This window comes from Algoriphagus sp., from assembly GCF_024305035.1.
In the GTDB taxonomy this organism is placed as follows: Bacteria; Bacteroidota; Bacteroidia; order Cytophagales; family Cyclobacteriaceae; genus Algoriphagus.
In genome coordinates, this window is sequence record NZ_JAMWZB010000003.1 from 172,287 (window position 1) to 196,370 (window position 24,084).

The 24,084-nt window shown below is 42.1% G+C and carries 17 protein-coding genes; 14 read left to right on the top strand and 3 right to left on the bottom strand.

Annotated features, from left to right (window positions below):
- Nucleotides 1-119 precede the first annotated feature (119 nt).
- Entirely contained in the window at nt 120-2,588 is a 2,469-nt protein-coding gene (gene ligA / locus Q0L00_RS02635) for an NAD-dependent DNA ligase LigA (protein WP_297335310.1), read from the bottom strand.
- A gap of 129 nt (nt 2,589-2,717) precedes the next feature.
- Between ligA and Q0L00_RS02640 the strand changes: the two genes are divergently transcribed.
- From Q0L00_RS02640 to Q0L00_RS02655, 4 genes are all read left to right on the top strand, one after another.
- The gene (locus tag Q0L00_RS02640) at nt 2,718-3,350 is read left to right on the top strand and encodes a TetR/AcrR family transcriptional regulator (RefSeq protein WP_297335311.1); all 633 of its coding nucleotides are present in this window, start codon (nt 2,718-2,720) and stop codon (nt 3,348-3,350) included.
- A 63-nt stretch (nt 3,351-3,413) separates the two neighbouring features.
- The gene (gene metG, locus Q0L00_RS02645; RefSeq protein WP_297335312.1) at nt 3,414-5,474 is read left to right on the top strand and encodes a methionine--tRNA ligase; all 2,061 of its coding nucleotides are present in this window, start codon (nt 3,414-3,416) and stop codon (nt 5,472-5,474) included.
- Nucleotides 5,475-5,864: 390 nt separating this feature from the next.
- Entirely contained in the window at nt 5,865-7,355 is a 1,491-nt protein-coding gene (locus Q0L00_RS02650; RefSeq protein ID WP_297335313.1) for a PAS domain S-box protein, read from the top strand.
- 157 nt (nt 7,356-7,512) lie between these two features.
- Nucleotides 7,513-7,923 carry a response regulator gene (locus Q0L00_RS02655; protein WP_297335314.1) on the top strand — a complete coding sequence of 137 codons (411 nt, stop codon included), beginning with the start codon at nt 7,513-7,515 and terminating at the stop codon, nt 7,921-7,923.
- Between the two features lie 19 nt (nt 7,924-7,942).
- Here the strand turns inward: Q0L00_RS02655 and Q0L00_RS02660 are convergent, their stop codons facing one another.
- Nucleotides 7,943-8,845, bottom strand: coding sequence for a YitT family protein (locus tag Q0L00_RS02660; protein WP_297335315.1), 903 nt, complete (start codon nt 8,843-8,845; stop codon nt 7,943-7,945).
- A 241-nt stretch (nt 8,846-9,086) separates the two neighbouring features.
- Here Q0L00_RS02660 and Q0L00_RS02665 point away from each other — a divergent pair, with 241 nt between their 5' ends.
- Genes Q0L00_RS02665 through Q0L00_RS02680 form a run of 4 tightly spaced genes read left to right on the top strand, consistent with a single transcriptional unit; the run spans nt 9,087 to nt 13,106 of the window.
- On the top strand, nt 9,087-10,514 hold the full coding sequence (locus tag Q0L00_RS02665) for a circularly permuted type 2 ATP-grasp protein (RefSeq protein WP_297335316.1): 1,428 nt from the start codon (nt 9,087-9,089) through the stop codon (nt 10,512-10,514).
- A 10-nt stretch (nt 10,515-10,524) separates the two neighbouring features.
- A complete protein-coding gene (locus Q0L00_RS02670; protein WP_297335317.1) occupies nt 10,525-11,505 on the top strand; it encodes an alpha-E domain-containing protein in 981 nt (326 codons plus the stop codon).
- Nucleotides 11,502-12,248, top strand: a complete 747-nt coding sequence (locus Q0L00_RS02675) for a peptidase (RefSeq protein WP_297335318.1) — start codon at nt 11,502-11,504, stop codon at nt 12,246-12,248. The genes Q0L00_RS02670 and Q0L00_RS02675 overlap by 4 nt, the downstream gene beginning before the upstream one ends.
- Nucleotides 12,249-13,106 (top strand): transglutaminase family protein, encoded by an 858-nt coding sequence (locus Q0L00_RS02680; protein WP_297335319.1) that lies wholly within the window; start codon nt 12,249-12,251, stop codon nt 13,104-13,106.
- A gap of 6 nt (nt 13,107-13,112) precedes the next feature.
- On the opposite strand, the gene Q0L00_RS02685 is transcribed toward Q0L00_RS02680, so the two are convergent.
- On the bottom strand, nt 13,113-13,886 hold the full coding sequence (locus Q0L00_RS02685) for a hypothetical protein (RefSeq protein ID WP_297335320.1): 774 nt from the start codon (nt 13,884-13,886) through the stop codon (nt 13,113-13,115).
- A gap of 163 nt (nt 13,887-14,049) precedes the next feature.
- Between Q0L00_RS02685 and Q0L00_RS02690 the strand changes: the two genes are divergently transcribed.
- The 6 genes from Q0L00_RS02690 (at nt 14,050) to Q0L00_RS02715 (ending at nt 24,064) form a co-directional block, all read left to right on the top strand.
- On the top strand, nt 14,050-15,276 hold the full coding sequence (locus Q0L00_RS02690; RefSeq protein WP_297335321.1) for a PepSY-associated TM helix domain-containing protein: 1,227 nt from the start codon (nt 14,050-14,052) through the stop codon (nt 15,274-15,276).
- 212 nt (nt 15,277-15,488) lie between these two features.
- Nucleotides 15,489-16,088: a diheme cytochrome c-553 gene (locus tag Q0L00_RS02695; protein ID WP_297335322.1), complete on the top strand. Its 600-nt coding sequence runs from the start codon at nt 15,489-15,491 to the stop codon at nt 16,086-16,088.
- Between the two features lie 390 nt (nt 16,089-16,478).
- The gene (locus Q0L00_RS02700; protein WP_297335323.1) at nt 16,479-17,147 is read left to right on the top strand and encodes a response regulator transcription factor; all 669 of its coding nucleotides are present in this window, start codon (nt 16,479-16,481) and stop codon (nt 17,145-17,147) included.
- Nucleotides 17,144-18,526 (top strand): ATP-binding protein, encoded by a 1,383-nt coding sequence (locus Q0L00_RS02705; protein ID WP_297335324.1) that lies wholly within the window; start codon nt 17,144-17,146, stop codon nt 18,524-18,526. The genes Q0L00_RS02700 and Q0L00_RS02705 overlap by 4 nt, the downstream gene beginning before the upstream one ends.
- A 70-nt stretch (nt 18,527-18,596) precedes the next feature.
- On the top strand, nt 18,597-22,913 hold the full coding sequence (locus Q0L00_RS02710; protein WP_297335325.1) for a CusA/CzcA family heavy metal efflux RND transporter: 4,317 nt from the start codon (nt 18,597-18,599) through the stop codon (nt 22,911-22,913).
- The gene (locus Q0L00_RS02715; RefSeq protein ID WP_297335326.1) at nt 22,913-24,064 is read left to right on the top strand and encodes an efflux RND transporter periplasmic adaptor subunit; all 1,152 of its coding nucleotides are present in this window, start codon (nt 22,913-22,915) and stop codon (nt 24,062-24,064) included. The genes Q0L00_RS02710 and Q0L00_RS02715 overlap by 1 nt, the downstream gene beginning before the upstream one ends.
- Nucleotides 24,065-24,084 lie beyond the last annotated feature (20 nt).

Here is a 24,084-nt window from a genome sequence, read left to right on the forward strand (position 1 = left end):
ATGAACAAGCCTCCTGCATTTTACCAGCAGATTTTTTTGAACAGAGCTATTCAAATAAGTCTAAATTCATGCTTTTAGTTTCTTAAACTAGCGATTTTTAGCCACTGCTGGATGACTGATCATGGGGCTGATCCTTCCTCCTGCACTAGTTTTAGAAATTCCGCTTCTGAAATCAAGGGGATTTCTAGTTTCTGCGCTTTTTCTTTCTTACTGGGGCCCATTCCCTCGCCTTCAATAATGAAATCAAGATTTTTAGATACCGAGGAAAGGTATTGCCCCCCATGCAATTGAACGAAATCCACAATCTCATCCCGTTTGAAATTCATCAATTTTCCCGAGGCAAGAATTTTCTTTCCAGCCAATGCTTGACTTTTCAATTGATGGTTAGGTTGCTCGATTTCAAATTTTAACCCATGAGATTGAAGCTGTGAAATGATGTTGAGGTTTTCTTCTTTTGCAAAAAATTCCTGAATACTTTGAACCAATGTTTCACCGATGCCATTGATTTCTAATAATTCTTCCGAACTGGCATTCCTTAATTTTTGAATACTTCCGAAATGTCTTGCGAGCAATTGAGCGGTATTCTCTCCAATATTTCGAATACCCAAAGCAAATAACACTTTTTCAAAGGGTTGATTTTTGGAGGCTTTAATTCCTTCCAACATATTGGATATGACTCCTTCTTGGAAGGTGTTTGCCTTAAGTTTTTTGATTCGATCCCGAAGTTCATCTGGCAAATCCAACTGAAAATGACGAAGAATGCCGTGAACAGTTCCCGCTTGTTTGCTGGCTTCCAATAAAGCCTCAAATTCGACTCTTTGGCCTAAAAACAAATTCAAAATCACAGCTGTTGGGATGTAATCCTCTAGCTGAGGGAGTTCTTTGTGTGCTTTAAGCCCCGAAATCAGTCGGTCGACCATACCTACATTTGCGGGTACTTTTTTCTTCCATTTGCGAATTTGATCTTGAAACTTTTGGAGGGTTTCCACCATCGGAAATTCAGCCGCATCGATCAAAAATTCTTGAATCTGCTTAAAAGAAATTCCTTCTGTTAAGGCAAATAGTGCTTTTTCCAGGGAAATATAAAGCAAACCACTTCCTTCTTTTTCGTATTGATCTTGGCTCATTTCCAAGCCAAGCAGTTCATTTTCTTGGGTGGCTAAGGTATAAATATCTGCGTAAGTTCGAATAAATTTCTGATCGATTAAGGCTCGAATCCGCTCGGTTCCCAGCGTATCAATATCCATAGCACGTTTATGAACGAAGTGCTCGATCCTGCCCAATACCTGGGGAGGGCAGGATTCCACATTGGGACAAAAATGCTTGGCTTCGCCTTCTTTTCTGTCGAGTTTGGAGCCACATTCTGGACAGTGGGAAATGTATTGAATGGGTGTTGCGTCGGGTTTGCGTTTGGCTGTGTTGACGGCGGTAATTTTGGGAATAATCTCACCACCTTTTTCTACAAATACCACATCCCCTTGGTGAAGATCCAGGCGTTCGATTTCATTTGCATTGTGTAGGGAAGCCCGTTTTACAGTAGTTCCAGCTAAGCTTACCGGAGATAAATTTGCCACCGGAGTGATTGCTCCAGTTCTGCCGACTTGATAAGTGATGGATAGGAGTTCAGTTTCGGCACTTTCGGCTTTGTATTTATAGGCAATGGCCCAACGGGGATTTTTGGCAGTGAATCCGAGTTCCTCCCGCTGATCGTAATCATTAATTTTAAGAACAACCCCATCTGTGTCTAGGGGAAGTTGATGACGTTTTTCGCGCCAGTCTTCAATGTATTGAATCACTTCTTGAATGCTCTGGGCTTTTTTGTAGCTTGGTGAAACGTTAAATCCCCAATTTTCAATCAGATGAATCGCTTCCGAATGGGTGTTAACACTCAGATTTTCTCCCAGAAGTTGATAAAAATAGCAATTCAGCCTTCGTTTTGCGACCACGCTGCTATCCTGCATTTTAAGAGTTCCTGAAGCTGCATTCCGGGGATTGGCCAAGAGCGGTTCCCCATTTTTTGCCCGCTCAGCATTGATTTTTTCAAACTCTTTGAGTGGAAGAAAAATTTCTCCTCGAACTTCAAATTTTTCGGGAATTCCGGATCCAACTACCGAGAGTGGAATATTTCGAATGGTTCTGACATTGGCGGTTACATCGTCGCCTTTGGTTCCATCTCCCCGAGTGACAGCACGAATAAGTTTTCCGTTTTCGTAGACCAAACTGATTGCAACGCCATCAAACTTCATTTCGCAGAAATACGTGTAATCGCGACTGCCCAATCCTTTAGCTACCCGTTGGTCAAAAGCAATCAGCTCCTCCAGCGTATAGGTATTGCCAAGCGAAAGCATGCGGTATTCATGCGCTACGGTTTTAAACTCTTTGGTGATTGTACCTCCGACTCGTTGACTGGGACTGTCTGGATCCAGTAAGTCGGGAAACTGAGTCTCCAGTCCAATGAGCTCTTCCAATAATTGGTCGAACTCATAATCAGAAATCTCAATCCTGTCTTCCTGATAATAGAGGTGATTGTGATAATTGATTTCTCGGCTGAGTTGAGCGATTCGATCGGCAGCTTCCTGATGCGTCATGTCAGATAGATTCAAAAGTTTGAACGGTAAAAATACCCAAGGATTTTGGCTTCACAAGTACAAAAAGGACAAACAAAAATCAGCGACTGCATAGGATTCCTTGGTTATATTTGTTTTAAAAATTAATTAATGGGATCTAAAGCCACCACTGAGAATAAGATTTTAGACGTTGCCCTCCATTTTTTTTTGAAAAAGGGCTTCCGCAAAACTACTATGGAGGAAATAGCTCAGGATTTGGGAATGAGTAAAAAGACCTTGTATAAATTTTACCCTGGCAAACTTGATCTTCTTTCAGCAGCATTTGAAAGGTTGAAAACCAGACTGACGGCTAAAACAGAAGCAATTCTAGATAATCGCTACATCAGTTTTCCCCTCAAACTCAAGTCTACCCTCTCAGTAGTTGCAACCTATTTGGCACCGATCAGTCCAGAGCTGTTCGATGATTTAAAAACCCTTGCCCCTGAGGTTTGGGAAGATTTGCGAAGCTACATCAATGAATCTGCGTATTTGCGATTTCAAAAACTAATTGCCGAAGGAGTCGAACTAGGCTTGGTCAAGGCCAATCTAAATGTCAGCTTGGTGGTTATGCTCTATGCGGCGGCGGTCCAGTGCTTACTTGACCCCAACTATCGCTCGCAGTTTCCGGAAAGTATTCAGAAGGGAGTGGACATCCCGGCATCGGATATTTACGATCAGGCGATTTCAATCTTGTATGAAGGCATTTTGACCGAAGAAGCCCGAAATGAATTTACCAACGCATAAAGCTAGCTTCTGTTGATTTCCTTATCTTTGCCCTTTGTAATTTTCTAGAAAAATCGATCCTCCATGACGAGCAAAAATTTCAAACGCTATACCATTACTTCTGCCTTACCTTATGCCAATGGGCCGCTTCACATCGGTCATTTGGCGGGTTGTTATATTCCATCAGATATTTATGTGCGATACCTTCGCTCGTTGAAAAAAGACGTGCTCTATGTCTGTGGCTCCGATGAACATGGGGTAGCCATTACCATCAAAGCACGAAAGGAAGGTAAAAGCCCTCAGGAAGTGGTCGATTTTTATCATGGATTGATGAAGCAAAGCTTTGAGAAATTCGGGATTAGTTTTGATCATTATTCCCGTACTTCAGCTCAAATTCATCATGAAACTGCTCAGGGATTTTTTAAAGATTTGTACGAAAAAGGCGAGTTTTTGGAGCAGCGAAATGATCAATATTACGATGAAGAGGCAGGGCAGTTTTTGGCCGATCGATACATTGAAGGGACTTGCCCAAAATGCGGTTTTGAACATGCTTATGGGGATCAATGCGAAAAATGCGGGTCCTCGCTCAGTCCTTCAGAGCTAATTAACCCCCGGTCTAAACTTAGTGGAAGAACACCGGTATTGAAAGAAACCAAACACTGGTTTTTAGATTTGGCTCGTTACCAGGATTTTCTCAAAAAGTGGATACTGGAAGAGCATGCTGCCGATTGGAAAAATAATGTGCTTGGGCAGTGTCGCTCTTGGCTTGAAGCAGGAGATGGGCTTCAAGCTCGATCGATGACCAGAGATTTGGATTGGGGCATCCCAGTCCCACTTCAGGATGCAGAAGGGAAGGTGCTTTACGTGTGGTTTGATGCACCGATTGGATATATCTCTTCAACCAAAGAATGGGCAGCAGCTCACCGAAAAGATTGGAGGCCGTACTGGCAAAGTGAAGATACGAAGTTGGTTCACTTTATCGGAAAGGATAATATTGTATTTCATTGTATCATTTTCCCGGCAATTTTAAAGACTCACGGTGGATATGTACTCCCAGACAATGTGCCTGCTAATGAATTTTTAAATTTGGAAGGCGAGAAAATCTCGACCTCACGAAATTGGGCCGTTTGGCTTCACGAATACCTGGAGGAGTTTCCAGGAAAAGAGGATGTTCTTCGGTACGTATTGACTGCCAATGCTCCCGAAACTAAAGATAATGACTTTAGTTGGAAAGATTTTCAAGCGAGAAATAATTCCGAATTGGTGGCTATTTATGGCAATTTTGTCAATCGAGCCGTCGTCTTGACCCATAAATATTACGAGGGCAAAATTCCAGAAAAAGGAGCACTCACGGGCTATGATCAAGAGATTTTAGGTGTTTTATTGGACTTTCCAGCTAAAATTTCCGCTTCACTTGAGCGATACCGATTTCGTGAAGCACTGGGCTTCATGATGGATTTAGCTCGCTTGGGTAACAAATATCTGGCAGATACTGAACCATGGAAAATGATCAAAACCGATCCTGTTCGGACCGCCACGATCATGAATATCGCCTTGAATATTGCTGCTAGCTTGGCGATTGTTTCTGAACCATTTTTGCCCTTTACCGCCCGAAAACTATTCGATTTGTTTGGAATGAAGGATAATGAATGGAAACAGGCTGGCCAGGCGGATTTGCTTCAGGAAGGAAAGTTTATTGGTCAGTTGGGACTTCTTTTTGAAAAAATCGAAGATGAGCTCGTAGAAAATCAAGTACAAAAATTACTCCATGCAAAAAAAATGAATGAAGCTGCTAATCTCCCCATCACTCCGATGAAAGAGCTCATCAGTTACGATGACTTTGCAAAATTGGATATGCGAGTTGTGACTGTTTTGGAAGCTGAAAAAATGCCAAAGTCAAAAAAATTGCTCAAGTTGAAAATCGATGCGGGTGTGGGAGAGCGAACCGTGCTTAGTGGGGTTTCTGAGCATTTCGAGCCCGAATATTTGATCGGCAAGCAGGTGGTCATGTTGATCAACCTGGCTCCACGGAAAATGATGGGAATAGATTCAGAAGGTATGATTTTGATGGCCGAAGATAAAGATGGAAAACTGAAATTGCTGCAGCCTCACGAGGTGACTGCAGCAGGATCAACTATTAGTTGAACTGTTAGGGTCGAATTCAAAAAGAAAAACCCTTTTCCTATAAAAAAACCTGTTAAATAAAGATTTGACAGGTTTTTTTTATGGAGTATTATTAGTAGCCTAAGCCGACGGACCTTGTACTTTCAAGTTGAATTTCAACAATTTATTTGCTGGTCAGACTGCAGGGAATCAGGTAAGATTTCTAGTTCAAAAGCACTGAATTGTGACAAAAGTCACCGAGGAATAATGCCTATTAGATTAAATTAATGTTAATTTGAAATTGCTTGTAATTCGGTCTTATCACCCATTATCCAAAAGCCGAATAGGTCTAGTCAGCGCTTAACGTATTCAGAAGGCTTGTCTCACCGATACAGCTTCCAGTAACACCCACACACACCCAAAATAATTTCCATGGCAAAGAAGCTAATGGCCGTAAAAGAGGTTAAGCAGACCATTGAATTAAATTCTGAATTTGGAAATACCTTTCAATTTGCCGCTATCGGCATGGCCTTGGTAAATCAAGAAGGTCGATGGATCGCAGTGAATAAGAGCTTGTGTAAAATCCTGGGCTTTACCGAGGAAGAGCTCCAGTCCTTGAGTTTTCAAGATATTACCCATCCAGAGGACTTAGAAAAAGATTTGGAGTTTACTTCACAGCTATTTAATCGGAAAATTGAATCCTTTCAAATAGACAAGCGATACATCAAAAAATCAGGTGAACCGATTTGGATTACTTTGACCGGATCGGCTATCTGGAATGATGACGGGAGTTTTCGGTACTTCATCGCCCAAATTCAGGATATTTCCCTGCGGAAAGAAGCCCTTGAACGCTTGGCTGATCGGGAGCGACTCTTTCGAAGTATTTTTAATTCTACCTTTCAATTTATTGGGTTTTTGGACAAGAATGGGATTTTACAAGAAGCCAACCAAACTGCACTTGATTTTGCAGGCATCAAGTTGGAGGATGTGGGCGGAAAATATTTTTGGGATTGCTACTGGTGGCAGATTTCCCCGGAAACGCAACAGAAGCTGAAATCCAGCGTGGCAAGAGCTGCCCGGGGGGAATTTGTGGCGTATGAAGTGGAAGTCTGGGGAAGAGATCAAATCCCCTCCACGATTGTTTTTAACCTAAAGCCGGTTTTCAATACCAATAATCAAGTTTTGGCCTTGATTGCAGAAGGAAGATTGATTCAGGACATTGTAGAGGCAAGAAATGAGTTGATCCAAAAAAATCAGGAATTGGAGCAATTTACCTCCATTGCTTCCCATGACTTGCGTGAGCCTTTGCGCATGGTAAAAAGTTTTGGGGAATTGTTGCAGCGTAATTATTCCCAAAAGGTAGATGAAAAGGGAAAGAAATACATTGAGTTGATGGTCAGCGCTTCACAAAGAATGGGGAATTTGATCGAGGATTTACTCCGCTACAGCAGGGTAGGCAATGATCTGACCCCTGTGGAGGAGATCTCCTTAGCCGAATTGCTAGGTGAAATTAAAGGCCTTTTTGCAGAATTAATCGATGAAAAAAAAGCCAGGCTGCGTTTCAAAAAGCTACCTGTAATTCGGGCTAGAAAAGTTCCACTTCAATTGCTGTTTCAGAATCTTATTGGAAATGCACTAAAATATCAAGCTCCGGGTAACTTTCCTGTAATTTCTTTAGAAGTTGAAGATGTGGGGAGTTTTTGGAAATTCCGTATTACAGATAATGGAATAGGAATAGAGAAAAAATACCTGGAGGATGTTTTTAGTCTCTTTAAGAGGTTGCACACCAATCAGGAATACCCCGGTACTGGACTGGGGCTTTCCTTATGTAAAAAAATTATTCAACAGCATGGTGGAAACATTTGGATTGAATCCGAGTTGGGCAAGGGGTCTACGGTTTATTTTACAATTAAAAAAAATTGAAAATTTCTTAGAAAAGGTTACTTTCCAGTGGTGATTTAGTTTCTTTACCTGAAAAAAGGCACAAAAAGTAAGAAAAATTGCTTGGTTAAAGTGAGGCGATGATGCCAACTAAGGGAAGGGCAGAAGGTGATGCTCCCATAATTCGTAATGACATAAAATGAAAACCTATACTTTTCTTTTGGTGGAGGATAATGAAGGAGATGTACTTTTACTTTCGGAAGCTTTGGAGGATTCGGGTATTCCATTTCAATTGATGGCCCTACAAACTGGGCAAGAGGCTATCGATAAAATCAAGGAATTTAATCAGGATGAATTGCCTGATTTGGTGATTCTTGATATCAATCTCCCGGTAAAAAACGGGTTTGAGGTGATGAAGGAAATCCGAAAGAATCCCAAAACTGCGGATTTGCCGGTGATGATTCTTTCGACTTCCTCCACTATGGAGGATAGGCGAAAAGCTGATCCATTTCAGCCTAAACTTTTTTACACCAAACCTTCAGATTTTGGTGAATTTCCGGCTTTAGTCGAGGCGATTTTTGCTATTTTATCCACTGATTTTGAGAAATAGGGGATAGCTCATGGATTAATTAATGTAGGGGACGCTTTTTAATCATGCCGCCTTTGGTGTCTTTGATGGGGTATTGAATGACAAAAGCCTTGGGATCGATTTTATCGATTTCGGTTTGGATTTTAGTAATTTCCAGACGGGTAATCACACAAAAAAGGACATTGCGATCAGGGTTTTTAGCTTTCTCTCCAAACCCTCCATCGGCTTTAAACGCAGTTACCCCACGGCCTAAGTCGTAGGTAATTTTGGTTTTGATTTCATCTGAATAATTGGAAATAATCATCACACCGATGTATTCTTCCACGCCATTGATCAGGAAATCTACCATTTTTGATGCCGAGAAATAGGTTAGCATAGAATACATCGCAGTTTCTAAATTCACAAAAATGGCGGCTACGATAAAAAGCAACACGTTGAAAACGGTTATAAAATCACCTACGGTGAGACTGGATTTCCGAGAAACCTGAATCGCCAAAACCTCAGTTCCGTCAATAACCGCTCCTCCTCGGATCGCAAAGCCAATTCCACTTCCTAAGAAGAATCCTCCAAAAACGGCAATCAACAATTTGTCAGCAGTGATCGCGGGGATTTCGATGTAGTGGACCAGCAGTGCCAAGGCAAAAATGGCTAAGGTGCTTTTGATCGCAAACCAAAGCGAAACTTGTCGGTATCCTAAGTAAATAAAAGGTAAATTGACTAAAATAATCAATACGGATAAATTGAGTGGGGTGAGGATTTCCAATAAAAGAGAAACCCCCATGGCACCCCCGTCAAAAAAACCGTTAGGCAATAGAAACCCTTTTAATCCAATACTTGCCATGACAACACCGATGCCAATAAAAATCACATCTTTGACCTGTCTCCATACCGTCACTCGCTGTGCCCAAGCCGCATCTGGAATAGTTAATATTCGTTTTACCATAGCTCAAAAATACGATTTCTTAGTTTAGAAGTGGTTTCAATTTTTGTTAGTGGGAAATTCATTTGCTGTAGGGGTGAAATAGCAGGTAAAAAACCATTCCTTAACTGGGAATAAAGGGTTTTGAGCTTTTTATTGAAAAACGTTTATTGAGTTTGTTTTGAACCTAAATAAACCATTTTCTCAAAAAAATTTGAAATCCAAGTTAATTTTTTATCTTAAAGATGATTTTTAATTAAAAAATATGAAGACAGAAGGGTATTTGAACGGTGAGCACTTTGATGAGATGTTTAGCTCAGAAGGAAAAGCAAGACCGCATTATCAGGAGTATTATAATTACCTTAAAAAAGCCTCTAGTAAAAAAATGAGGCAGCTGCAGCACGCTGCAAATAAGGCGCAGAAGGCGATGGGGATGACCTTTAATGTTTATCATGACAATCAGGGGGTGGAGAAAATCCTCCACCTAGACATTGTCCCCCGCATCATTTCCAATACCGAATGGAAGAAACTCGAGGCAGGGTTGAAGCAACGAATCCATGCACTTAATCTTTTTTTACAGGACATTTACAATGAGCAAAAGATTCTAAAAGATGGAGTTGTCCCGTCCGAATTGATTTTAGGTTCGAAGGACTTTTTGAAACCCTGCATCGGATTGACACCCCCAAAAGGGATTTGGTGTCATATAACTGGGACAGATTTGATTCGGGATAAAAATGGGGAGTACTACATTTTAGAGGATAATCTTCGTTGTCCGTCAGGTGTTTCTTACATGCTAGAGAGTCGGGAAATCATTAAGCGAGCCTATCCTCAACTGTTCAATGATGAAGGTGTTATGCCTGTTTCTGATTATCCCGCTAAGCTTCTTAGGATGCTTCAATACTTGTCAGACAAGCCCAAACCCGTGGTAGGTGTATTAACTCCGGGAATTTATAACTCAGCTTATTTTGAACATTCCTACTTGGCTCTTCAAATGGGGGTAGAGTTGGTCAATGGGGTGGATTTGATTGTTAAGGACAAAATTGTCTACATGCAGACCACTAAAGGTCTGGAACAGATAGACGTACTCTATCGCAGGATTGATGACTCATTTTTGGATCCCTTAGCCTTCAATCCCGAATCGATGCTGGGGATTCCGGGAATTTTTGAGGCATATCAGGCTGGAAATATTGCTTTTGCCAATGCCCCGGGCACGGGAGTAGCTGACGACAAAGCTGTCTATGCCTACGTGCCAAGAATTATCAAGTATTATTTGGGTGAAGAGCCGATTTTAAATAATGTACCCACTTATCTCTGCCGAGAAGAAGAGGACAGAACGTATGTTTTGGATCATATGGAGGAATTGGTGGTTAAACAGACCAATGCAGCAGGTGGATACGGGATGCTGATCGGCCCAAAATCAACTCCAGCCGAGCACGAGAAATTCCGTCAACTGATTATGGATAATCCAAATAACTACATCGCTCAACCGACTTTATCGCTCTCGACCGTACCCTGTCTCACTGAGGATGGAATCGATGGAAGACATGTCGATTTGAGACCCTATATTTTGTATGGGAATGAAATCGAAGTGATCCCCGGCGCCCTTACCCGAGTGGCGTTGAAAAAGGGGTCTTTGGTGGTGAATAGTTCTCAAGGCGGAGGAAGTAAAGATACTTGGGTATTATATAATTAATTTAACCAACATGCTGAGTAGAGTAGCAAGTCATATTTATTGGCTAGGAAGGTATCTGGAAAGAGCCGAAAACTATGCCCGATTCATCGATGTCAATTTTAACCTCATGCAGGACCTTCCTGCCGGTCTTAAGGAGCAATGGGAGCCTTTGGTCATGGCAACGGGAGATTTGGAATTGTACCAAAAAAATTATGAAGGCTTTGAGCGGCATCAAGTGATGTTTTTTTTAACGTTTGATGCGAACAATCCCAATTCCATGCTTTCGGCAGTTACCCATGCGCGGGAAAATGCTCGAATTATACGTGAAAACCTAAGTAAAGAAACCTGGGAAAAAGCCAATGAACTGTACTACATGCTCCAATCGGGCTTGGAAAGGAAAATTTGGAAAAAGGAGGACCCTAGAGAATTTTATGAGCAAGTAAAAAACCAAATACTCTTACTTTATGGGTTAGCCGATGCGACCGTGGCCCGAACCGAAGGTTGGTATTTTAGGCAATTGGGACAGTTGCTGGAGCGTGCAGATAAGACTTCCCGGATCCTTGATGTCAAGTACCATATCTTATTGCCCTCAGTTTTTGAAGTAGGAACCCCGATGGATTTTTTGCATTGGATGGCTTTGCTTAAATCGGTTACGGGATTCAATACCTACCGCAGGTTGTACGGCAATATTGATCCCTCCGGGGTGGTCGAGTTTTTGATGCTCAATAAATATTTTCCAAGGTCCATTTTCTTTTGCATCAAAGAAGCCGAGCGTTGCCTTCATTGTATTTCAGGGAGCAGCTCTGAGGGATTTAACAATTCAGCAGAGAAAGCCATGGGCGAACTTCGCTCCCGATTGGAATATTCGGAGGTCGATGAAATAATTTCTGTGGGGCTCCATGAATATTTAGATAAACTTCAGCTAAAAATCAACCATATTTCAGATCTCATTGACATCAATTACTTCCGAATTAAGGATAATTACGTCTCACAATCTCAATCTCAATCATGACTTTCTGTCTCGGAATTAAGACCAAATATGGTCTCATTGGCTTATCTGACACTCGGATTACCTCTGGAAGTGAAACTACCACGTCCAAAAAAGTATACGTAGTCAACAAGCAAAAACATTCTTTTTTTATCATGACTTCCGGTCTTAGGTCCGTCCGTGACAAGGCGATCACCTATTTCTCTGAAGTAATTGAGCGAAAAGATGATTCTTTTTCAAAGTTGTATCAGGCCGTGAATGAATTTGGAAATCAAGTAAAAATCGTCGCTCAAGAAGACAAGGTTCATTTGGAAGAGGCGGGATTGAATTTCAATCTCTACTCCATCATCGGAGGACAGCTCAATGAGGATGCTGAACCCAAATTGTATTTACTTTATCCCCAGGGCAACTGGATTGAAATCCGGAGAGGAACTCCATTTGTGATTATCGGAAACTCGGGTTTCGGCAATCCCGTATTAAGGCGTTCCCTTCAATTTGACGATTCGATGGAATACGCTTTAAAATGTGCCTTTTTAGCTTTTGATGCAACTCGGATTTCTGCAAATGATGTGGATTTTCCTATAGATACGGTCATTTTAAGAAATGATGACTATCACCTTAAAGAAAAGCGATTCGAACAAAAAGAGCTGGAACATGTGTCCGCTTTTTGGAATGAGCGGTTAAAAAGCGCCATTGCCGAGCTTCCTTCTGATGTATTGAGTAGTGCTTTGGTGGAGGATTTGCCTAGTTATTCTAAGGAAAATTAAATGATACGCGTTCAGGTAAGCCATCTTAGTCTTTACGAATACAGCACCGAAGTCCAGCTTGGAATACATCACCTTTTCCTCTTGCCTCAAGACAGACCCTATTTACATTTGGAGAAGGAGAATTGGCATATATCTCCCCTGACCCAGGGTCAAAATTATAGGCAGGACCTGTTTGGAAATTGGTTTAAACAAGTTTGGTTTTCTATTCCCACCCGAACATTAGAAATCGAAACCGATTGGGTATTCTCGCTTCATCCCTATAATCCCTTTGGATTTATTATCGAGCCCAATTTTGAAAAAATAGGTTGGGAAGGTCTTGATTTTCAATATTCCTATCTGGAGAATCCCAGTTTTTTGGCTCCATTTTTAGCGGTGCCGAACCCAATGATTTACCAGTCTTTTCTTTTGGGGATTCAGGAAAGATCAACTGGATTGACAGATTTTTTGGTCAATTTGACTCAGGAGATTTATCAAAACTGGACCCATGAAGTTCGGCATGAACAAAACGTTTGGGAAGGAGACTTCACCTTTTCAAGAAAGAGTGGATCCTGTAGGGATCTTTCCCTTATGCAGATGCAGATGTTGGGTTCGGTAGGTCTGGCCACACGTTTTATCAGTGGTTATGCGTTTAATCCGGATTTGGAAGATGGTCATGAACTGCACGCCTGGCTGGAGGTTTTTCTTCCAGGAGCAGGTTGGGTTGGTTTGGATCCTAGTTTGGGGCTGCTGACTGATCATCGATACATTCCTTTGGCCTGCCATCCTAATCCAGCATCCACTTTGCCTGTTCAAGGGACCTTTGGAGGAAAAGCCGACTCAGAATTAAAGACCTTCGTTGATTTGAAGTTATCAAATTAACCCTTTTCAATTGGCTCTGACAGCCGCTTTTTCGGGCATTTCGAAAATATCCTCATCCAATTCATCTTTGGTGAGTGTGACTCCGGCTAAGCTTACCTGATTTTGAACCCGAACCACTGTATCGCCCTCAATTAGATATCCAGTCAACAACCGGGGGAATTTCATGCCATCAGTTTCCCTGTAATCCTCATACTTCATGCCGCTGAGGATTGAATTGGACGGGTTGAAAAAGGTTACTCGATAAAGCACCCATTCAAGTAAGTGAGTCTCCGGATCGATCAATAATTCATAGGAATTTGATGGACTTCGATAGCTGGCTTGGGTGGATTTTGCTTCCAATCGCTCGTATTCTTTTCCATTAAATCTTCGGTTTTTCATCGTGGTGACTTCAATGGATGTATCGGTGAGAATATAAGGCATGCTATAAAAATAAAAATAGAGGTTATGATAATAATCCACTGACTGACCTCCAAATGATTGTCGGTTTGGAGCAACCCAAACCCCTTCTCCATCCTTTCCTACCTGAAAGCTTGCCGCATCAATTCTAGCTTTTCGATCTGTCAAGTTGAAAAAGTGATTTTCCTGCTGAAGGTTACTTTCGTGAAAAAGCGTGTAAGACATACCTTTGGATTCGATCCATTTTTTCCAGTTTCCGTGAGCTTCCAGCAGGTTCAAAAATTCTTGCGGCTGCTCCAATCGCGGATCTGGACCTACTTTTCCACAGGCAATCAAAATCAACAGAAGGAGGGAATAAATGGTGCTTTGGGTTCGGTATTTCATAGCTTAGGTGATTGGCAAGGTTGAAGATAGGAATTGAGATGGGTTTTAAGTGAAATCGCTGTCAACTCGGCTTAAAATTTAGCCGTTCTTGTATTTTTTTAGAATTGATCTTAATAATAAGCATCTTTTCTCTTAATTTTGACCAAGTCTAAATAAGAAGTATATGACCACCCGCTCTTCTGCCTGGAAAATCACACGAAAAGTTTTCGATAAGATTCATTTGTATGCTGGATTGATTTCAGGATTGATTGTAATTGCTGTTTGCTTCAGCGGGACTATCTACGTTTACAATACAGAAATCAAAGAATGGGCGGATTCTGAGCGGTATTTTGTGGAGCCGTCAGGCGCTCGTCTTTCTCTTGATGAATTGAAGAAAACGTTGGAAAAGGATCTTCAAGGGTCGGTAACAGGAATTTTTGTTCCAAACGGGCAGGACCGGTCTGTTCAAATAACTTTGCTTAAGGATGCTGAAAAGGGCAGAGGGACAACTTATTTTGTAAATCCGTATTCCGGAGAACTATTGGCTGACAATTCCGAGCAAACCGCAACCGAAAAATTTATGCGGACACAGTTCTCCCTTCACCGTTGGTTGCTTTTGGATCGAATTGAGGAACCCATTTTTGAAAACATGACCAACATGCAATTGGGAAGGCTGATCAATGGAATAGCTACCTCCTTGTTTTTGCTTGGGGTAATCACGGGTATTGTAATCTGGGTCCCTCAAAAAGCCAAAACATGGAAACAAGGACTTCAAGTTAAATGGTCTGGTAATTGGAAACGGATCAATCATGATTTGCACAATACCATGGCTTTTTATTCTTTGATCGCGCTTTTCTTGATGTCTGCCACGGGTTTATTTTGGTCGTTTGAATGGTATCGAGAGGGCTGGCAAAAAACTTGGGATACCTACCAGGCTCCAAGTGCTAAAAATGAGGTAAAAGAGCAAACTCCTGTTGTCGAGCCAGGTCCTGTCCAAGATTTTTCGTTGGAGGCAGCCCTTGCCAAAGGAAACGAGATTTTGGTTTATCAGGGAAATTGGCGGATTTCTCTTCCAAAGGATGGGGCAAGTCCCATTGGTTTAACCAAATACAGAACCGGTTTTTTTGCCCGATCTGGAGCTGATCAGGTTTCTTTGAACCAAGCGGATCTCTCGGTAGTGGAGACAAAACTTTTTTCGGATTTGTCGGTAAGGCAACAAATCGGCCGCTCGGTCAAAAGTTTACACATGGGGGATATTTTTGGACCATTCACCAAATTCCTTTGGTTTTTGGCTTGCTTGATTGCCACTTCACTTCCCATCACCGGTACCTTGATTTGGTGGAATAAGCGTAAAAAGAAAAAACGTCCTGCTTCATCCAAATTAAAAAGGCGGGTTGCTGAGATAGCTTGATTTAAAAGTAAGGGATGGGTAATCTCATTCCCCAATTCCGGATAATGGATTCGAATCCGGGTATAGGAAAATTACTGAAGGGAATGAGCTCAGCGCGTTGCTTTATTTTCTTCGACACTTAAACACGCATTTTCAACACTTCATTTCAAAAAAATCTGAGCGGCGAATTATTGGTTTAGCTTGAATTCAATTTCAAACTAAAACAAGTGATAATGGGTTTTAATCTTAGATTATTTTCAATTTTGGTGCTTCGTATTTTAGGCTTTTTTAGTATCGGATGCCAAAATCAGGAAAAAGCCGAAACCGTATCAGGCGGCATCGAAAAGCAGCCTTCGCGGAAAGAGCTTGTAGAAAGAGGAAAGTATTTGGTAGAAATAATGGGATGCAATGACTGCCATTCTCCCAAAAGAATGGGAGCGATGGGGCCTGAGATCATCCCAGAACTTGCTTTATCGGGCTTTCCGGCTGACAGACCTATTTTAAAATTCGATGATCCCCTGATTAAAGAAGGTTTTGGAATGATGTATCCCGACTTGACGGGAGCCGCAGGTCCTTGGGGGCTTTCCTTTGCTGCCAATCTTACTCCGCACCAGACCGGATTAGGCAATTGGACCTTAGAGCAGTTTACAATCGCCCTAAAAGAAGGCAAGTCGAAGGGAATTCGATCTAATCGAATGCTTTTGCCTCCGATGCCTTGGCAAAATTATGTCGGAATGTCCGATATGGATATTCGGGTTGTTTTTGAATATCTTCAAAGTATAACCCCAGTGGACAATGTAGTGCCCCGCCCCATTGCACCTGATCAACTGTGATGTAAATGGCAGTCAATAAAGTAGTTTCTTCCCGCTTTCAAAATAAGTCGAAGCTTCTCCTTTCGGCTCGCTGATGGCTCCGTCTTAGCTAGAAACGTGGTGGGGTTCCAATCCTACAACCTAACCTCAGAATTTTACTTTCAATGACCAGTTCGATCCACCTCAACATCCATTGCCTTGCTGCACTTTGTTCAATCATTGTCATCCTGCTATGGCTTGTTGGCTAACGGTTTAATTTTACTCGGCTTGACTGCTTGTTACAAGTGTTAGGGAATTATCCGGGTCTTAGAAAAGCGTTCCCTGAGTGAGGGAAATGGGCTTTTGAAAAAAATAAGAAAGATTTAAGCTTTAATTTTTTTAGCTGTCGCGGAGAAAAGTTTACTTTATTCCATGCGAATTCTAATTGTAGAAGATGAAGTAGGGATTTCTAATTTTCTGAAGCAGGGATTGGAGGAGGAGAACTATGCTGTTGATGTAGAGGAAAATGGTAAATCCGGCCTTGAACTTGCTCTTTCGGGGGAATACGATCTTTTACTTTTGGATTGGATGCTGCCTGGAATCAGTGGAATTGAGCTGACTAGACAATTTCGGGTGAGTTTTCCAGACACCCCAATCATTTTCCTCACCGCAAAAGATACCGTTGATGAGACCGTTTTTGGTTTACAATCCGGTGCCAACGATTACATCAAGAAACCCTTTCATTTCGAAGAATTACTTGAGCGGATTCGCGTCCAACTTAGAAATCGCTCCAAAGAAAATGAGTCCCTTACTTTAGGACCTATTCGGCTGATTCCTCAAAGTTTTCAAGTGTTCAAAAATTCGGAAGAAATTCCGCTTACCCAAAAGGAGTTTGCTTTATTGGAGTTTTTGATTCGAAACAAAAATAAGGTTTGTCGAAGGACTCGAATCATCGAATCGGTTTGGGATATTCATTTTGAATACAACACTGGGGTGATTGACGTTTTTATCAATTCGCTGAGAAAAAAGCTGAACCTTCAAAAGGATGAAGACTATATTCAGACGATCAGAGGAGTGGGCTATATGGCAAAAGAACTATGAATCTTTCCTATAAAGAACGTATTGCACGCCGATTGACCGCAGTGACCGCTCTGATTATTTTGTTGGTTTTTGGAATTATTTACGGAGTGGTGTATTTGACGGTCATTCATGCGATTGATCGTGATCTGAAATTAGAAACCGATAAGCACAGAAATCAGATTTTTTTGGTCGATGGGGAAATTCGATTTGCCCATAAAGACGAATGGGAGGAGCAAGAACACACGCAACTCCAAATCAATCCAATATTTATCGAAATTGTGGACTTGGAGGGCAATAGCATGGACCGCTCACCAAATCTGCAAAACAACCATTTGAGTTTTTATCCGGATCGAGCAGTGAGCGGAGAAGCTTGGACTTTAAAGGCTGGTTCAAGGGAGCTTCGACAAATGCAGATTCCCCTGATCAATCAGGGTGCCAAGGAGGGCTACCTGCTGGTAGCCAAATCCTTTGAAGACCCAAGAAACACTCTTTCCAATCTGCGCAGTACGTTATTGCTGCTTTACCCTCTAATTTTGATTTCGCTTTTTCTGACTATGCGGTATCATGCCGATCAAAGTATTCAACCCATCAGGCGGATCATTCAAAAAGCAAATCAAATTACCCAATCGAATTTAAATGAACGGATCCCTCCAACTGAATTGAACGATGAAATTGGGCAGCTCACCGACTCCATTAATGGACTGTTGAGTCGATTGGAGCAAGCCTTACTCCGCGAGAAACAATTTACTTCTGATGCCTCACATGAATTGCGCACTCCCTTGGCAGTATTGCGGGGAACTTTGGAAGTGCTCATCCGAAAAATGAGAACCCCGGCCGAATATGAAGGCAAAATTCAGGAATCACTCAAGTCCATCGATCGGATGACAGCAATTATCAATCAGCTTTTGGCTTTGGCTCGGACTGAAAATGGAATTAGCCAAATTAAAGAAGAAGTGGAGTTGATTACATTTTGTGAGGAAATCGCAGACGAATTGACCCAACAGAAGGATCGAAAAGTGCGCTTTGAATCAGAGGTCAGTGCACCGATTTTTGTACCATGCAATGAAAAGTCTCTGAGGATGATTGTCCAAAATTTGCTCGAAAACGCCATTAAATATTCTTCCACAGGAACGGATGTGATTTTGAAAATTGCTAATCAAGATGCCGGAGCAGTAATTCAGGTAATTGACCAAGGGGTGGGGATTTCTCCAGAAAATCTGAGTAAAATTTTTGATCCATTCTATAGACAGAAAAGTGCAGTCGAGTCCATGATCCCTGGGTCGGGTTTGGGTTTGGCCATTGTCAAAAAACTCGTAGAAGAAGGAGGTTTAAAAATCACGGTCGAAAGCGCTTTGGGCAAAGGAAGTACCTTTTCAGTTATTTTTCCCCTGAGATCTTAAGGTAATCTTAAGGTAGAACTAAGATGGGTTTAAGACAAGGTTAAGACCTTTGGGCAAAACATCCCCTCTTATGCTTGACCGGATTATCCACTGGAGTATTTCCAATAAACTTATCGTAGGAATTTTCACCTTGATCTGGATAGGATTTGGAATTTATTCCTTGATGAATATCCAGATCGGTGCTGTACCTGATATTACCAATAATCAGGTTCAAGTCATCACCACTTCACGAAATCTGGCTACTGAGGATGTAGAGAAATACTTGACCTACCCAGTTGAATTGGAAATGGCTAACCTTCCTGGAGTCAAAGAAATCAGATCCATTTCAAAATTTGGGCTTTCGGTTGTGACCATTGTTTTTGAGGATGACATGGGGACATATCTGCCCAGGCAGTTAATTGCCGAACGGATCAAAATCGCCGAGGAACGGATTCCTGCCGGATTTGGAAAGCCATTTATGGGGCCCATATCCACAGGTCTTGGAGAAATCTACCAATATATCATTGATGTGGAGCCTGGCTACCAAGACCAATATTCCATTACCGATTTGCGGACTATTCAAGATTGGTTGGTGCGTCGTCAGCTCTCTGGCATTCCAGGGGTAGTAGAGGTCAATACTTGGGGAGGGTTTCTCAAGCAATATGAAGTAGCAATCAATCCAGAGCGACTTCGCGCCATGGAAATCAGTATCCAAGAAGTATATGAAGCACTTCAAAAAAACAATTCTGTAGCAGGGGGTTCCTATATAGAAAAGAGCAAGTTAAGTTATTTTATCCGAGGAGAAGGGCTTGCTGAAAACCTTCAAGATATTGAAAATATAGTAGTCACAAATCGTGCAGGAACTCCTGTTTACATACGGGATATTGCAAAAGTGGGCTTTGGTGCGGCCAATCGGTTTGGGGCCATTACTGCCAATGGGGAAGGTGAAAAAGTCCTAGGTCAAATCATGATGCTTCGGGGGGCAGATTCAAAAAGGACGATAGATGAGGTTCGGGAGCGGATTGCCGAAATCGAAAGTTCGCTCCCAGAGGGAGTTTTTATCAATGGATTTTTGGATCGGTCCGAGTTGATTGGTCGGACCACTTTTACCATTGCTGAGAATTTGATTTTGGGATGTTTAATTGTGGTTTTTGTGGTGGTTTTGCTTTTGGGGAATTTCCGCTCTGGCTTGGTCGTTGCATCGGTCATTCCCTTGAGTTTACTTTTTGCCTTATCGCTCATGTTTATTTTTGGAGTAGATGCCAATCTTATGAGTATGGGAGCTATTGATTTTGGGATTATTATCGATGGGGCGGTAATTATCGTGGAGTTTATAGCCTATCGGTTTGCCAAATCTTCGCAAAGACTCTCTGCGCTTACCCAAACCGAGCGCAAAGAGGAACGAAATAAAATAGCCTTCGAAGGAGCTTCCAAAATGATGCACTCGGCGGTTTTTGGTCAGATTATCATCATCATAGTCTTTATTCCTATTCTTTCCCTTTCGGGAGTGGAAGGAAAGATGTTTCGACCTATGGCTGAGGTATTCAGCTTTGCATTAATTGGAACTATGATATTGGGAATGACCTACGTACCGGTAGTTTCTTCCATTTTTCTCAAATCCACAGTCCCCGGTCCCAAGAATATTTCGGTAAGGATTATCACTACCCTAAACCGTTTTTATGACCCAACGATTCGATGGGCTTTAAAACATGCCAACCTGGTTTTGGGATTTGCTGCCGCTTCTTTGGTGGCAGCCGCTTTGATTTTTTCACAGATGGGATCTGAGTTTGTTCCTACCTTGGATGAAGGTGATTTTGTAATTCAACCGGTCTTAAAAACGGGAACTTCCTTAAGCAGCACGGTAGAAACCATCACACAAATGGAGCAACTTTTATTGGATTTTCCTGAGGTAAAGCAGGTGGTTACTCGTATTGGTGCCGCCGAAATACCCACTGACCCCATGTCTATGGAGGAGAGTGATGTGATTGTCACCTTGCATCCACCTTCGGAATGGACCGTTGGTTCCAAAGATGACTTGGCAGAAAAGTTTAAGGAAGCTTTGGCAGTCATTCCTGGCTTGAATTATGAATTTACGCAGCCTATTGAGATGAGATTTAATGAATTGATTACGGGAGTAAGGGCTGATTTGGCGATTAAGATTTTTGGGGAGGATTTGGATGAGTTACGTCGTTTAGGCGAAGAAGTTAGCGCTGCTATTCAGGGGGTAGAAGGAGCCGCTGATATTATTTTGGAAAAAGTAGATGGGCTTCCTCAAATGAAAATCGAATATGATCGGGTCAAAATCGCAAAATACGGATTGAATACGGCCGATCTTAATGCGATCCTTACGATGGGATTTGCCGGAGAAACCGCCGGAAATATTTTTGAAGGAGAGCGACAGTTTGACTTGGTGGTACGATTTGATAAGCCCTTCAGAGCGGATCTCCAAAGTCTAGAAAATACTTCAGTAAAACTTCCCGGCGGAGGATCTGTTCCTTTTTCGGAGTTGGCTAAAATCAGTTATACCCAAGGTCCAGCTAAAATTTCCCGAGACGATACCCAACGGAGAATTGTGGTGAGTGTCAATGTGAGAAATCGGGACCTTCAGTCAGTAGTAGACGATATTCAGGACATTATTGCCCAGAAAATCAACCTTCCTGAAGGATACCGAGTCGATTACGGTGGCCAATTTGAAAACCTCCGTCAAGCGCGAAACCGACTACTTTTGGCTGTGCCGGTGGCGCTGATTTTGATTTTTGTTCTCTTGTATTTTGCCTTTTCATCTGCTCGGGATGCAGTGATGATTTACTCTGCGATTCCTCTCTCCGCCATTGGTGGAGTCCTATTGCTTTGGATAAGGGGTATGCCTTTTAGTATTTCAGCGGGCGTTGGGTTTATTGCACTTTTTGGGATTGCTGTACTCAATGGGATCGTATTGATTGAACATTTTAAATCCATGGAAAATAAATTTAAGTCGATTCAGGATTTGGTGATTTCCGGTGCCAAAGAACGCTTGAGACCTGTACTTTTGACGGCCTCAGCTGCTGCCTTGGGATTTTTGCCCATGGCCATATCCAGTTCAGCAGGGGCGGAAGTTCAGCGTCCTTTGGCCACCGTGGTCGTAGGTGGATTGATTTCAGCAACCTTATTGACATTGGTGGTTTTGCCGGTCTTGTATGTTTTTTTTCATGATAGAAAGCCAAATACCAAAGGGTTAGGAAAAAAAATGGCACTAGGTCTAGTTTTTTTAGTGTGGGCCTTTCCAGTGAGGGCGCAAAGCTCAAATCCCATTTCACTTTCAGATGCTCTAGTGATTGCCAAGGCGAGAAACTTACAAATTCAATCCGTGGAAAAATCGCTCAAAGCAGCTGAGGAACTCAGAAAATCGGGTTTTGACTTGGAAAAAACTCAGGTGTTTTATGGCTATGATAAAAATGACTTGGCAGAAAACGGTGAATTCAACCGGGTGGTGGGTATCAGGCAAAGCTTTGCTTTTCCATCACTCTACCTGGCCAACCGTGGGGTGTATGCTGCCCAGGCTGAAAAATCTCAAGCTAATTTTCAACTCGCTGCCAGAAATCTGGAAAAAGAGGTCAGTCTTGCCTTTGTAGAAGCAGCCTTCTGGGGAGAATCTCTTCAGAATTTGGAGTTTTTGGATAGTTTGTATGGGGCATTTGCACAGGCAGCTCATCGCAGATTTGAGCTGGGGGAAAGTAATCTTCTGGAAAAATTGACTGCAGAAAGCAAGCAGCGAGAAATTCAACTGCGAAAAAGTGAATCAGAGCAAGAATACCACATTGTCCTACTTCGATTAAAAGAATTACTTAATTGGGAGGGTGAATTGGTCATTTCGTCCGAAGCAATCGAATTGCCTATACCAGAAACAGCGGCCATTCACCCTCTATCACAATGGTATCAGGCAGGAAAAGAGGAAGCTGAACTATTGACCAAACAGGACCGAAGAAAGCTGCTTCCAGATGTTAGTTTGGAGGTTTTTAGAGGGACCAATCCGGGACCAAATGCTCAAGTTTACCCGGGGTTTCAGGTAGGAGTAGGAATTCCTTTGTTTTTTGGAGCGCAAAAAGCAAGAATTTCTTCGGGACAATATCGCCAAGAACAGGTCGCGTTTGAAGCTGATGCTTTTGAGCTGAAACTAGAACGAAAAAAGCTGGAATTAAATAAAAGGCTTGCCCAAAGTCAACAGGTACTCGATTATTATCGCCAAGAGGGGAAGGAGTTAGCAGATCAACTTCAAATTCAGGCTCACCGCTCCTTCAAGGAGGGCGAACTGGATTTTCTCCAATTCGTCCAATTGATCGAAAATGCACGCAACATCACTCTTCACTATTTGAAGAGTAAGTTAGAAAATCAACAAAACCTTCTCGAACTCACTTATCTCACCTTCTAATGAATACTCGATTTATTCCTTTAATACCCTATATTTTCTTTATTCTTGGGCTTGTCTTCTGGTCTGGTTGCGGTGAAGATTCGGAATCAGAGGCAATTGAGGTTTCAGCATCTTCTTTGGAAAATCCCGGGATTTTTTTAACCAAGGGTCAGTTTGAAATCATGGAAATGGAATGGGGAACCTTACAAAAGCGTACATTTTCGGATGAACTTTCAATTCAAGGGACAATACGAGTTCCGGTAGAAGGAATGCAGGATGTTTCTGCATTTTTTGGAGGGAATGTTTCTGGACTTAAATTGATCGAGGGAGAGAAAGTTAGTCGAGGACAGGTGCTCTTTTATTTAGAGAATCCCGAGTTTGTTCGATTGCAACAGGAGTATCTTGAAGTAAAAAGTCAAATTGAATTTTTAAAGGCAGAATTTGAGCGTCAAGAGACTTTGTATTCAGAGCAAATTACTTCCCAAAAGAATTGGCTCAAAACTAAAGCAGATTACCATTCTGCACTTGCTAAGGAAGCCAGTCTTAAGCAGCAGCTGCGAATGATCCACATCAATGCCGAGGAACTCAAGCCGGAAAATATCCGATCTCGAGCTCCCATTGTTGCGCCAATTTCAGGGTTTGTAGAGGAGATTTTTGTGGTGCCAGGTGCCTTTCTTCCCGCCTCCGATCCTGCTCTTTCCTTGCTGAACAAAGATCACCTTCATGTAGAATTTAAGTTATTTGAAAAGGATGCATTAAAAATTCAGGTAGGCCAAACCATCAAAGTGAGAATTCCTGAACAAGTGGAATCCATAGTTGATGCTCAGGTGTATGTGATTGGCCAAGCGGTTAATCCGGACCGGCAGATTTTGGTCCATGCGCATTTGTTGGATCAAGCGGACCAAGAAAAGTTTGTCCCCGGGATGTACGTGGAAGGAAGGCTTCAACTAGCTTCACAAATGGGGATGAGTTTACCCGAATCGGCTGTGCTAAGTGAAGGGGATAAACGTTTTATTTTGATTTTAGCTCAAGAAAATGGAAAGGGATACGAACTTGAAAAAATCGAAGTAAGCGTTGGTCAGACTCAAGAGGGCTATACGCAGGTTTTGCCGAAAAGGGACTTGAAAGCCGATCAAAAAGTTTTGGTAAAAGGAGGGTTTTCATTGATTTGAAAAAGAGTACGACTCATCCC

Excerpts from the sequence above, each read along its gene's own strand:
- ligA (WP_297335310.1), bottom strand. The coding sequence starts at position 2,588 with ATGACGCATCAGGAAGCTGCCGATCGAATCGCTCAACTCAGCCGAGAA.
- Q0L00_RS02640 (WP_297335311.1), top strand. The coding sequence starts at position 2,718 with ATGGGATCTAAAGCCACCACTGAGAATAAGATTTTAGACGTTGCCCTC.
- metG (WP_297335312.1), top strand. The coding sequence starts at position 3,414 with ATGACGAGCAAAAATTTCAAACGCTATACCATTACTTCTGCCTTACCT.
- Q0L00_RS02650 (WP_297335313.1), top strand. The coding sequence starts at position 5,865 with ATGGCAAAGAAGCTAATGGCCGTAAAAGAGGTTAAGCAGACCATTGAA.
- Q0L00_RS02655 (WP_297335314.1), top strand. The coding sequence starts at position 7,513 with ATGAAAACCTATACTTTTCTTTTGGTGGAGGATAATGAAGGAGATGTA.
- Q0L00_RS02660 (WP_297335315.1), bottom strand. The coding sequence starts at position 8,845 with ATGGTAAAACGAATATTAACTATTCCAGATGCGGCTTGGGCACAGCGA.
- Q0L00_RS02665 (WP_297335316.1), top strand. The coding sequence starts at position 9,087 with ATGAAGACAGAAGGGTATTTGAACGGTGAGCACTTTGATGAGATGTTT.
- Q0L00_RS02670 (WP_297335317.1), top strand. The coding sequence starts at position 10,525 with ATGCTGAGTAGAGTAGCAAGTCATATTTATTGGCTAGGAAGGTATCTG.
- Q0L00_RS02675 (WP_297335318.1), top strand. The coding sequence starts at position 11,502 with ATGACTTTCTGTCTCGGAATTAAGACCAAATATGGTCTCATTGGCTTA.
- Q0L00_RS02680 (WP_297335319.1), top strand. The coding sequence starts at position 12,249 with ATGATACGCGTTCAGGTAAGCCATCTTAGTCTTTACGAATACAGCACC.
- Q0L00_RS02685 (WP_297335320.1), bottom strand. The coding sequence starts at position 13,886 with ATGAAATACCGAACCCAAAGCACCATTTATTCCCTCCTTCTGTTGATT.
- Q0L00_RS02690 (WP_297335321.1), top strand. The coding sequence starts at position 14,050 with ATGACCACCCGCTCTTCTGCCTGGAAAATCACACGAAAAGTTTTCGAT.
- Q0L00_RS02695 (WP_297335322.1), top strand. The coding sequence starts at position 15,489 with ATGGGTTTTAATCTTAGATTATTTTCAATTTTGGTGCTTCGTATTTTA.
- Q0L00_RS02700 (WP_297335323.1), top strand. The coding sequence starts at position 16,479 with ATGCGAATTCTAATTGTAGAAGATGAAGTAGGGATTTCTAATTTTCTG.
- Q0L00_RS02705 (WP_297335324.1), top strand. The coding sequence starts at position 17,144 with ATGAATCTTTCCTATAAAGAACGTATTGCACGCCGATTGACCGCAGTG.
- Q0L00_RS02710 (WP_297335325.1), top strand. The coding sequence starts at position 18,597 with ATGCTTGACCGGATTATCCACTGGAGTATTTCCAATAAACTTATCGTA.
- Q0L00_RS02715 (WP_297335326.1), top strand. The coding sequence starts at position 22,913 with ATGAATACTCGATTTATTCCTTTAATACCCTATATTTTCTTTATTCTT.